Source organism: Lederbergia sp. B243.17 (assembly GCF_057657925.1).
On record NZ_JBWBKF010000092.1, the window covers coordinates 1 to 12114 of the forward strand.

General features: G+C 42.5%; 7 protein-coding genes, 1 rRNA gene and 1 riboswitch. Of the genes, 3 read left to right on the forward strand and 5 right to left on the reverse strand.

The window, feature by feature from the left end; translation table 11 throughout:
• Nucleotides 1-141 (reverse strand): 16S ribosomal RNA (locus AC0TWI_RS19240); the annotation flags it as partial.
• Between the two features lie 287 nt (nt 142-428).
• Nucleotides 429-1229: an ABC transporter ATP-binding protein gene (locus tag AC0TWI_RS19245; protein ID WP_488127960.1), complete on the reverse strand. Its 801-nt coding sequence runs from the start codon at nt 1227-1229 to the stop codon at nt 429-431.
• Between the two features lie 1044 nt (nt 1230-2273).
• On the opposite strand from AC0TWI_RS19245, the gene AC0TWI_RS19250 reads away from it, so the two are divergent.
• The 3 genes from AC0TWI_RS19250 to AC0TWI_RS19260 are packed head-to-tail and all read left to right on the forward strand — an operon-like array spanning nt 2274 to nt 6395.
• Complete coding sequence (locus tag AC0TWI_RS19250; RefSeq protein WP_488127961.1) at nt 2274-3128, forward strand: PRD domain-containing protein; 855 nt, start codon at nt 2274-2276, stop codon at nt 3126-3128.
• Nucleotides 3118-4962, forward strand: a complete 1845-nt coding sequence (locus AC0TWI_RS19255; protein ID WP_488127962.1) for a beta-glucoside-specific PTS transporter subunit IIABC — start codon at nt 3118-3120, stop codon at nt 4960-4962. The genes AC0TWI_RS19250 and AC0TWI_RS19255 overlap by 11 nt, the downstream gene beginning before the upstream one ends.
• 17 nt (nt 4963-4979) lie before the next feature.
• Nucleotides 4980-6395 carry a family 1 glycosylhydrolase gene (locus tag AC0TWI_RS19260; protein WP_488127963.1) on the forward strand — a complete coding sequence of 472 codons (1416 nt, stop codon included), beginning with the start codon at nt 4980-4982 and terminating at the stop codon, nt 6393-6395.
• A gap of 491 nt (nt 6396-6886) precedes the next feature.
• On the opposite strand, the gene guaA is transcribed toward AC0TWI_RS19260, so the two are convergent.
• From guaA to AC0TWI_RS19275, 3 genes are all read right to left on the reverse strand, one after another.
• Entirely contained in the window at nt 6887-8440 is a 1554-nt protein-coding gene (guaA, locus tag AC0TWI_RS19265) for a glutamine-hydrolyzing GMP synthase (RefSeq protein ID WP_488127964.1), read from the reverse strand.
• 129 nt (nt 8441-8569) lie between these two features.
• Nucleotides 8570-8670: riboswitch (purine riboswitch) on the reverse strand.
• A 52-nt stretch (nt 8671-8722) separates the two neighbouring features.
• Nucleotides 8723-10900 carry a transglutaminase TgpA family protein gene (locus AC0TWI_RS19270; RefSeq protein WP_488127965.1) on the reverse strand — a complete coding sequence of 726 codons (2178 nt, stop codon included), beginning with the start codon at nt 10898-10900 and terminating at the stop codon, nt 8723-8725.
• Nucleotides 10897-12114, reverse strand: coding sequence for a DUF58 domain-containing protein (locus AC0TWI_RS19275; RefSeq protein ID WP_488127966.1), 1218 nt, complete (start codon nt 12112-12114; stop codon nt 10897-10899). The genes AC0TWI_RS19270 and AC0TWI_RS19275 overlap by 4 nt, the downstream gene beginning before the upstream one ends.

Here is a 12114-nt window from a genome sequence, read left to right on the forward strand (position 1 = left end):
GGCTTGCAGGCAGGTTGCCCACGTGTTACTCACCCGTCCGCCGCTAACGTCAGGGAGCAAGCTCCCATCTGTTCGCTCGACTTGCATGTATTAGGCACGCCGCCAGCGTTCGTCCTGAGCCAGGATCAAACTCTCATTAAAGTTTGTTAGCTCATTTGCTGGCCTTGCTTAAAAGTAAATCATTGACGTTTGTTTCGTTCAGTTTTCAAGGAACAAAGCTTTTCTTTTTTATCACCTCTTCAAGAGGCAACTTAATAACTATATCACGCTGAATCTTTTTCGTCAACACTTTTTTTAAAGAAGTTTTTCGAGAGAAGCGAAATCGGCTTGTCTCTCTTGACGGTATTGCTATAATATCATCCCTGTCTGCTAGGGTCAAGAGGTTTTATAGAATAATAGTCTAGAAAAAGTATTCTGTCAGATTCAGGTCAATTGATAGAGTTCGCGGATTTTTGGATTGTCAGCCAGGGCCGGCTTTCTTCCCAGCGGATTTTGACAGGCATTTTATACGTCTCCGTTAGCAATTCGTCCGTAAGCACCTCTTGTTTGGGGCCAGCCGCCACTATTTTTCCATCACGAATCATTAAGACATCTGTAATGGCCTCTGCAATTTCTTCTATATGATGGGTAACATAAAGCAAGTGGCAATTTCTCTGATCGATGTTGTTCATCAACTGCAACACTTCTTCACGTGAGTACAGATCGAGTCCTGTACACGGTTCATCAAATATGAGAATTTCGGGGTCACTCATCAATGCACGGGCAATCATTACTCTTCTCTTCTCACCTTGGGATAACGTTTGGAACTGTCTTCCTGAGAGATATGCGAGGCGCAGCTGGGAAAGCAAAAGGTCCGCCTTCATCCAGTCTTCTTCCCCGACCTTTTCATAAATGCCGAAGGACGCGAATTTTCCGCTCACCACCACTTCTTCAACCGTTTCGTACTCAAGAATATGCGAAAACTGATCCAGCGAACTGCTCACATATCCGATTTTCTTCCTTAGTTCCGGCAAGTTTGTCTTTCCGAATTTATTGCCCAAGACGGTGACCTTCCCGCTGGACGGATGGTTGTAGCCGTTGACGATATTTAATAAGGAGGTCTTTCCGGAACCGTTCAGCCCTAGAATGCACCAATGTTCGTTTTCTTTTACTTCCCAATTAATATTGCTTAAAATCTCCTGCTTCTTTCTTCTCCAAAAGACTTCTTGGAAGGTTATCACTTCTTTCAATTCCGATCACCTCAATGTGCAAATTCCAAATGTATCTTTTAAAGATAGCACCCTTCAAAAGAATAGACAAGGTGGAATATTCAGACCTTTATTCACAATAAAAAAAGACATTGTTCAGCCCAAATCCCTTTTCAGAATTATTCCCACGCCATTTTCCAGTCGGGAAAGTAAAACACAGTTCAATGGTAGTCCAATATCATTCAGTAGATAGTCATGAAGAAAAATAACGCAGCTTCCATAATTCAATTAGGGTGAGCTGTCTTTGTGAATTGGTATGGCGTCTTTCTTAGCGTTGGATATTCTTTATTTCTTTATATGATTGAGGAAATTCAAGAGATAAAATTGCCTGTAGAACATATGAAAAAAGCACTTCCTATATTAAAGGGGTATCGCTGCTTGTAAAAAAGACATCACTTGACTGGGTTAGTGCAATCAAATGGTGTCCTTATTTGAAGAGAAGGATATCAATGTAATGAAGAAAGCAGAACTGGCAAGGAAAATCAGATGGAATTCATTCATCGAACTTTTGGCGGATTAGACAGTTTATTTTTTTATAGCGGTAAATGACGGTTATATTGTTCGGTTTGTTGGAAGCCTCTGAATCCGGCGCAAGAATTCAGGTACTTGGTTTCTGCCGAAGCACGCCTGTATCCCTTCTCCACCTTTGTATGGAATCATCTTTGCTAGCGACTACATCACCTTTCACAGTCGTTCAGAATCTTTTTGAGAGATATGCCTTCTGTACTTCTTTTCATCGTTTATTGAGCCATTAGGCATTTTATATTTGCCGGGTCATGTAGTTGATTTTTGCCGAAGATAGATGAATTGTAGTGCCCCAAAAAACAGGGTTGACAATTAATTTATAGCAAGTTAGTATTTCATTATAATAAAATGAATAGAAGGACCTACCTGGTATGCCGCAGTATCAGGTATGAGTATGTTACTGAAATAGATCAGGCAGAACTCAAAAAAGATTTTTAGGGCAAACTATCCCTAAAACTCTTTTTTGGGTTCTTTTTTTTTGGAAAGGGGGATTCAAGGAAAATGAAAATAATACAGATCATCAACAATAACGTCGCATTGATTAAAAAAGGTGGCCATGAAGTTTTCATCGTTTCTAAAGGAATTGGGTTTAGAAAAAAGAAAGGACAAAAAGTACAAGAAGAAGAAATCGAAAAAATGTACATTTTGGATTCCTTTGAAATGCTGGAACACTTTAGTTATATTCTGGAAAAGTCGGACCCGAACGATATTATCTTAATAAATAAAATTATAGAACACGCTGAGCATGAATTAGATATCACTGTTAGTGATTACCTGACATTAACACTGTTGGATCATCTTGAGTTTTTACTTGAGCGAGCAAAGAAAGGACAATATATTACCAGCCCTCTTGTATGGGATGTTAAACGGTTTTACCCACAGCATTTTGAAGCTGGTCTAAAAAGTATAAAAATGATTGAAGAAGAAAAAGGAATTTCAATTCCTAAGGATGAAGCTGTTTCCATTGCTTTGCATTTTATCAATATAGAAGAAAATAGGAATGACAAGTCTACTCGTTTATTAGAAATGCAAACATTGAGTGATATTGTGTCTATTATTGAAAAGCATTTTAATTTTAAGATCGATGAAGGATCCACAAACTTTTTAAGATTTTCAACGCATTTACAGTATTTTATTCAGCGAGTGGTCAGAAATGAAAGGTTTCTAAAAGAAGATGTTTTACCTTTATATAAGCAAATCAGTCAAATGTACCCCGATGAATTTAAAGCAGTTCAGAAAATCAAGATATACATTAAGGAACAATTTCAGTCGGAAATTTCCATGAAAGAAGAAACATACATGATGATGCATATTAATCGCCTAACCGAAAGGATGGACTCTTCAAATGAAGTATGAAAAATTAAACAAACAAATTATTGAATTTGTTGGCGGCAAGGAAAATATCGAAGCTGCTGCGCACTGTGTAACAAGGTTAAGATTGACATTAAAAGATAAAACTATTGCAGAGTCAGATAAGATTAAGGAACTTGACGGGGTTATCGATGTTGTTTCAAATGACGTAGCTTATCAAGTGATTATCGGAACACATGTTACTGATGTTTATAATGAATTCATGGATTTAGCAGGTTTAGGAGGCAAGAGCAACACTGCCCCCCAAAAAAAGTTAACTCTGAAACAGGTTCCGACAGCTATTCTTTCAGTAGTTTCAGAATCTATGACTTCTATCATAGAAGTATTGATTGCTGCTGGTATGATTGCAGGGATACTCAGTCTATTTTCTCTCGCAGGGATTGTTTCACCCGATAGCTCGACTTATCAAATATTTGAAACACTTAAATCATCAATATTTACTTTTTTACCAATCTTTTTAGCCGCCTCATCAGCAAAAAGATTAAATGTAAATCCCTATGTTGCTATGGTTTTAGCAACTACAGTGATGTCCAGCAACATTAATGGTGCGGAAGGCTTAAATTTATTTGGCTATAATTTGCCAACTATAGAGTATGCCAATACATTTATTCCGATATTATTGGGTGTTTGGTTTTTAAAAGTCGTTACAACTCTGGTTCAAAAGATAATTCCGAAGTCGATTCATATGTTTTTTGTACCAGCTATCTCATTAATTATCGTTTTACCAGTGTTGCTAATTGTTTTTGGTCCTATTGGAATGTGGATTGGAAGTGGATTAAACTGGTTGTTTGATGCATTGGCAACCAACATTGGTTATTGGATAGCCATTATGATATATGCGGCATTCCAGCCATTCCTAATTATTTTTGGCGCAGCTAACTTTGTTTGGCCAATAGGTTTAAACTTTTTTGCAGAATTAGGTTATGATCCAATCTTCACAGCTGCAGCTACTATTTCAGATATTGCCGTTTGTGGTGCTATGATAGGCTACTTCTTGAAAGCTAAAGATAAAAAAGAGAAAACTACTTTTGGAACAATTAGTTTTTCTGCGTTGATGGGAGTAACAGAACCAGCCATATTTGGGGTGTTTTTGAAATATAGAAAACCATTTATAGCGGTAATTGTAGGTGGTGGAATCGGTGGATTAATCGCCGGTCTAACAGGTGTTAAAGCAATGACAATGGCATGGGGGCTTGCGGGCTTACCAGCATTTCTAATCGGCGGAACCGGGAACTTTGTTTGGATGATTGTATCATGTGTTGTTGCTTTCTTGTTAGCTGCAGCAGTTGCTTATGGACTAGGCTTTCCTCAAAAGGAACAGGAAGAGAAAAGCGAGGAAACAAACGATTCTATTAAAACTTCTGGACAAGTTAATCTATCGAAAGTAAGTTCTGGAGAAGTTATTGACTTAAGCGAGGTATCTGATCAAGCTTTTTCAACAGGTGCTTTAGGAAAAGGTGTTGCTGTCATACCTGATCAAACAGCTGAAGTTGTAACCTCCCCCCTATCAGGAGAAGTTACAGTTGTTTTTCCAACTAAGCATGCTTACGGAATTAAAACAGCTGAGGGAATCGAAGTGCTTATCCATATTGGAATAGATACCGTTAATCTTGAAGGAGAAGGTTTTACTAGTCATGTTTCCGTTGGTGACCATGTTCAAGCTGGAGATACCCTTGCGACAGTGAATTTTAATGAAATTAAGTCTAAAGGTTTTGATCCAACAATTATTGTAGTGATAACCAATACAGCAGACTATCTAGACGTAGTGAGAATTAAAGACGAATCGAATACTAATAATATCTTATCAGTCATACTGTAAGGGAGATGTGATCATTCATGGTAGAGAACTTTTTATGGGGCGGCAGCATTGCCGCTCATCAAACTGAAGGTGGATACAATCGAGGTGGTAAGGGTCTATCTAATATGGATCTTGTCACAAAAGGAAATCGTAACACCCCGCGTGAAATTCATAAACAGATAAAAGAGGGATATATTTATCCTTCGCATACAGGCATTGATTTTTATCACACTTATAAAGAAGATATCAAGCTTTTTGCTGAAATGGGATTCACCGCACTAAGAATCTCAATCGATTGGTCAAGAATATTTCCTAATGGAGATGACAGTGTCCCTAACGAACAAGGCCTAATTTTCTATGAGAATGTTGTTGATACTTTATTAGAGTATGGTATCGAACCTATTTTAACGCTCTTTCATTTTGAACTTCCTGCTGGCCTAATCAAAAAATATCAAGGTTGGGCAGGAAGAGAAGTTATTTCTTTATTTGAGAGATTTGCAGAAACTATGTTTACTAGATTAAATGGAAAGGTCACTTATTGGTCGACATTTAATGAAATTAATCACCTTGATCCTAACTCCCATTCTGCAGAGTTCTTTACTTATTATCTTTCAGGATTAGATTATAATGAGTTGCAAAATCCTAAAACTGCAATTGCCAATATCGCCTATAACACAGCTTTAGCAAGCGCAAGAGTAGTAAGTTTGGGCCATGAAATTAATCCTGACTTCAAAATTGGTTGTGTGTTCGGTATTAATCCACAGTTTCCGGAAACTTGTAAACCTGAAACCGTGCTTAACAATTTATTTGAAAACGAGAAAGAGTTATATCAAATGGATGCAATGTGCAACGGTGTATTTCCCAAGTATAAATTGAAAGAATTTGCATCGAACGGAATAACAATCAACGTAGAAGAAACTGATGCAAAAGACTTCAAGCAAGGAAAAATTGATTTTATTGGTTTGAATTATTATATGTCCAGTGTAACTCCTAACGAACAGACAAAAGACGAAGCTGTTTTTGGCGGGATTCAGAATAAGTATCTTGAGCTTTCCGATTGGGGATGGGCAATTGATCCGGTTGGTTTACGATTTACAATGAATTGGTTGTATAGAAGATATCAAATACCATTGATGATTACAGAAAATGGCCTTGGGGCAGAGGATATTTTGGAACCAGGTAACGTAATCAATGATGATTACAGAATCAATTATTTAAAACTTCATATTGCTGAAATGATGAAAGCGATAAACGAAGACTTTGTAGAATGTTTCGGTTATTTATCATGGGGACCTATTGATCTGGTCAGTGCCTCTACCGGAGAAATGTCCAAAAGATATGGGTTCATTTATGTTGATTTAGATGATGATGGCCAAGGAACAGCTAAAAGATATAAAAAGAAATCTTTTAATTGGTATAAAAAAGTAATTGAAACCAACGGAGATATTCTATAAATATGAATCCGGAGGAAATGACTGCTTGTTGAGGGTAAGCAGTGAGGTAGAGAAAAAAACCTCCTCCAAACGCAAATGTTGGTCAGATACCACATTAACAGCTTTAAGAGATGATTGCTCCAAGTTCTTATTCCAATAGACATTATGATGTTGAAGTTTAGTAGCGCATAAATAGGAGTTCATTTCCTATTTATGCGCTTTTTTGGTTATTATCCACTCTACGTGCTCCCCAAATGACTTAAGGAGATCTTTATTGATATTGAGTTGTTTTTCAATCACTTGTGAGAATTCTTTTATGGTTCTGTCTTCTGTTTTCTATGATTTAGGCATGATGAACCAAGATGTCGAGAGTGACTTGAGCAAATTTGAGACCCTTTCAGCAACAAACTTCGACGGCCCCAACAAACCAATTCACCGTTTAAACAGCGCAATTATATATATAAAAAGAGCTAAAACCCCTTGGTACACAAGGGGTTCTAGCTCTCCGTAAGTTATTCCCACTCAATAGTCGCAGGTGGCTTAGACGTAATGTCATACACGACCCGGTTGACGTGTTCCACTTCGTTGACGATCCGGGTTGAGATCAACTCCAGCACGTCCCAAGGGATGCGTGCCCAGTCGGATGTCATGCCGTCGATCGATGTGACGGCGCGGATGCCGATTGTGTGGTCGTATGTGCGTGCATCGCCCATGACGCCGACGCTGCGGATATCCGGAAGAACGGTGAAGTACTGCCAGATTTCGCGGTCGAGGCCGGCTTTTTTGATTTCTTCACGAAGGATGTAGTCCGATTCGCGGACGATTTCGAGTTTGTCATCCGTGATTTCACCGAGGACGCGGATGCCGAGTCCCGGGCCAGGGAATGGCTGGCGCCAGACGATTTCATCCGGAATGCCGAGTTCTGTTCCGAGTGCGCGCACTTCGTCTTTGAACAACGTGCTGAGCGGTTCAATCAATTTAAACTGCATGTCTTCAGGCAGGCCGCCGACGTTGTGGTGTGATTTGATAGTCTGTGCTGTCGCCGTTCCACTTTCAATGATGTCCGTGTAAAGCGTGCCTTGGGCAAGGAATTCGATGCCTTTCAGCTTGGTCGCTTCATCGTCAAAGACGTAGATGAATTCGTTGCCGATGATTTTCCGTTTTTGTTCCGGATCGGAAACGCCGCTCAGTTTGCTTAGGAAGCGATCTTTTGCATCGACTTTGATGACATTCATGTGGAAGCCTTCAGAGAAGGTCTTCATGACGCTTTCCGCTTCTCCTTTTCTGAGGAGACCGTGGTCAACGAAGATACATGTCAACTGATCGCCGATCGCTTTGTGGATGAGTACAGCGACGACAGAAGAATCAACGCCTCCGCTCAGCGCGCAAAGGACTTGCTTGTCGCCGACGATTTCACGGATTTTCGCGCTTTCCATTTCAATGAAGCTGTCCATTGTCCAGTCTCCGGCACATCCGCAAATATGGAAGACAAAGTTTTTCAGTACTTCATTTCCATAAACAGAGTGGCGGACTTCAGGGTGAAATTGAACAGCGTACATGTTCTTTTCGTGGTTGCTGATGGCAGCGATCGGGCAAGAAGCACTTGTCGCATCCACCTTAAAGCCTGTAGGCAATTCTCTTACAAGATCCCCGTGGCTCATCCAGACGACCTGTTCCTCAGGAAGATCTTTGAACAGGTTTTCGCTGTCTTGGATCTGCATGAGCGCTTTTCCATATTCACGGTGCTGGGCACGTTCCACCTTGCCGCCCATATAGTGGGTCATCAATTGCATGCCGTAGCAAATTCCGAAAACAGGGATTCCGAGGTCAAATAAGCCTTCATCACAGCGGAAGGCATTTTCAGCATAGACGCTGTTCGGACCGCCTGAAAGAATGATCCCTTTCGGATTGATTTCTTTGATTTCTTCCAGCGTGATCGTATGCGGATGAAGCTCGCTGTATACACCGAATTCACGGATTCTTCTCGTGATCAGCTGGTTGTACTGGCTGCCAAAATCTAGGACTAGTATCATTTCTTGATCATGCAATTCTGCTTTCCCTGGCATTGATGGACCCTCCGATGCAATTTAGAAAATTAAAAACTGGAATTCTTCCTTCTCGGTTAAGAAGGCAGAATTCCAGTTGTGTTCGGCATAAGCCGGGCGTTTATTTCCGTGCAATCGCCCAGCTCGGCCTATCGGAAAAACTGCCTTCATAGCCGGGCCGTTTACGGTGGCCTGTAGAGACTCCCGCTCCATATCAGCGAGATTATATGAAGGGCTGCCGGCAGCTGATGCCGACACCGTATCATCTATTTGTAACTATTTTATCGTTGATCGCAGAATGGGTCAACCGGTTGTCCTTTTAATTAAATTTTCCCATAACTGCTTCATATTATGCCAATCCTCATCAGAGTAGCCAGAGCTATAAGTTACACGCTCATAGCTTGTAGTAAGGCGGCTCATTTCATCCGTGCCGAAATGGTTGTCAATATAGGAAGCATATTCTCGCAGTGTCTGCCCCGGCTCTTTCTTGACGCCGAAACGATCAAGCTGCTTTAGCAGATCGCCGTATGCTCGGATGAATGTTTCTTTGTCCTCTTTCTCCTTATACTTACGCAAGAGGATATACGGCATCCATTTTTCCCGATTGAAAAATAGCCAGGCGGCAGCTCCTGCTAAGATGGATAATACGCCTGCTATTAGCCAGCGGCCAGAAATAGAGAGTCCTGTGCCTCCGCTCTTTTTCTCCGTTTCAGAAGCTTTCTTCTTCGCATTCTCTCCTGCTTCAGGCTTCGGTTTTGGCTTCTCCGTATTGGATTCGATCCGTTTTGGAACTGCCGGACTTGCAGCGTTCTGCTCGTCCTGCAAGAATGAGGCAAAGTTCGTAAAACCTTTCGTCGGTTCGAACGGGACCCAGCCCACTTTTGGAAAATACACTTCCACCCATGAATGGGCCTCATTGTTCGTCACTTCGAACACGCGGTATGCCCTTCCTGCTTCGCCGTGATATTTCCCTGCAGTATAGCCTTTTGCCCAGCGTGCCGGAATTCCGGCAGAGCGCAGCAAGGTAATCATCGAAGTGGAGAAGTTGTCGCAGTAGCCAATCTTTGTTTCAAAAAGAAATTGATCAACATAGTCCTGATCTTCTTTCGGACTGGCCACTTCCGTTTGGTCATAAGTGAATTCGCTGGATTTCAAATAACGCTCAACCGCTTTCGCCTTATCGTACCAGTTATCGTAGCCGTTCGTGAGATCTGATGCCAATTGCTTGACTCGGAAAGGCACTGAAACAGGAAGCTGCGTATATTGTTTGATCAGGAGTATGTCTTCATGGGTCATGATCATTCCATTCGTTTCCCGCAGTTCCTTCATACTGTATTCCTGCTGCTGATAGGTGACCGTATAGTTTTTCAAAATCGTTTCTTCGCCGTTTCTCCCAATTGATTTGATCCGATTGAGATCTGGCTCGATTTCGAAAGTTGTTTTCGATTTTCCTGTAACCGACATGAAACCGTACGGCTGGATAATATGGGGATATCCGATCTTGATAGAAAACTCGGCTTCGCGTTCCGGTTTTTCCGGATCGTAATTCCCCTGGTTCAAAATATCGCCTGCATTGAAGGGGATCGGCTCCTCTTTTTCCGATGCGATCCAGCCCTTGCCCGTATAGACATCCTTCGTTTCAATCCGCCAATACTGCCTTGTCGGCGTCTTCACCTCAAATACGACCCGATCATCACCAAGGAAGGGCCCGCCAAGCTCCGTATCATCCCAGCTGTAGCCAATTCGGGCAATGCCGCCGCCTGAGCCGATCCCTTCCGCCTTTGATTGGATGAACGGCACCGGATCGGGCCAGACAGGATCAGCTTTCGGCGCCGTAAACCCGAAGGCCGCGCTGCCTCCTACCATGATAATAAGAACGAGCGCCCATTTTGCTAGGATGGAAGGCTTAGGAGCGAGCCGTTCCTTTTCAAGCAGTCGCTGGTAAAACAAGATGCCAAGCAGCGCAAAACCGATCAGGACAATCCGGATGATCGCAGTTTTGCCGCTATACTCTGTGAATGTATCTAAAACTGCGACATAAAGGACAGTCATAAAGTAAAAGATGAAGATTCGTTTCCTGACAACGAGCCAATAACGAAGCAAATAGGTCATCAGCCAAATGATAACAAGGAAAAGCAGGCTTCTGAACAAATCGGTCATCGCATACCATTCTCTGCTAAACAACAGGCCGATATTGTAGCCAAAATCTTCACCAAAACCAGTAATCCAAGCTGCAAACCCGCTGCCTGGTTCGCCGAATAGCAAAGCCAATACTATAAGAATGACAGCTGCTTTTAACGGCATTCCAAGCCACCACGGCAGCCGCAAATAGTTGATTAGGAGGGAAAATGCGGTGAAGACTAGAAAGTAGCCCATCCCTCCTGTGTTTGTTATCTCAGATAGCGGAGCAAACCATTCCCAAAGAAGCAGAAACCCGAGCACGTATACAGGAATCGCCATCAAAGAAGGTCCTCGTTTCATGCCAGCTTCACCTCCGAAAAAGCAGCGTGCATCTCTTCTTCCCGAACCCTTTTGACAGGGACTCCCCTCTGTCTTGCATAGGCCAAATCAATCTCTTCAGCAGCACGGAGAGAGGAGCCTTCCCGTTTTATCAGAAAAATAATCAGTGCACCTTTATTCGCATAGGCCGCACGATCAACAAGCTCCCTCGTCAGTATAGAAGTGATGACAATGATCGTCGCCGGGTGCTGATAAAGGGACTTTTCCCTTTCCAGAATGGATGGAAGTGTCACAGGACTGTCAGGTTTCACAATAGCAAGATGGTGCAGAATCCGCTGCAAATGCGGTTCGCCACCTCTGATTGCGAACAGACTCCTGTCCTTCCCGGCAGAAAACAATCCCGTCTGTCCGCCATGCTTCAAAATGGCACGGATGAAGGACGCAGCGAATGTGACAGCCGCTTCAAAATCGGCAGAAGAAAAACGATCCAGAATGACAAGCAGATCATTCGATTGCCGGATTTCAAATTCTTTTGCCATCATCTCATTTGTCCTTGCCGTCGCTTTCCAGTCGATTGTAGCTAACCGATCTCCGGGCTGGTACTGCCTCAAGCCGGCCACAAGCGATGTATCTTTCTGAAATTGCCTTGTGGCAGCAGAGCCGCCCTTCTCAAACCGGTTTTCAAGCGGCAGGTAGTTCATCTCGACAATGTGCGGGAAAACGAGCAGCTGGTCGGGACAAGGCACATACGCTTCCTTTTCCGCTAATCCGAGCAGATCTCCAGTTCTTACGCGCACGTTACTGAACACGTGCTCTCCCCTCCCGGCTGAAGGGATGGTATACGTGAATTCGATCCTTCTCTTGACTCCAACAAAAAAGATTTGCTTATGGTCCTGGCAATGGAGCTCTTCCGGCAAACCATCCTCAATGACTAGAAACAGTAAAGGAAACGGAAAACGCCGATTTCCCGTAAGCCGAACCTCCACTCTATTTCCAGCCTGGAGATGAGCCCGGCTGATTTTTCGAACAAACTTAAAATCTTGCAATGGATAAAGAAGAAGCAGAAATGAGTACAAGGCAAACGGCAAAAAACTAAAGAAGAGGAACCAGCTGACGAATCCGCCTTGGAACATGGCGTAGACAAAGAGGATAAAGAGCAGGACCGCCATCATCACAAAGCTTCCGGTTGGACCAAACCGAAGCAACAGCCGGTTCAGCCATTTTCTTCTGCTCAT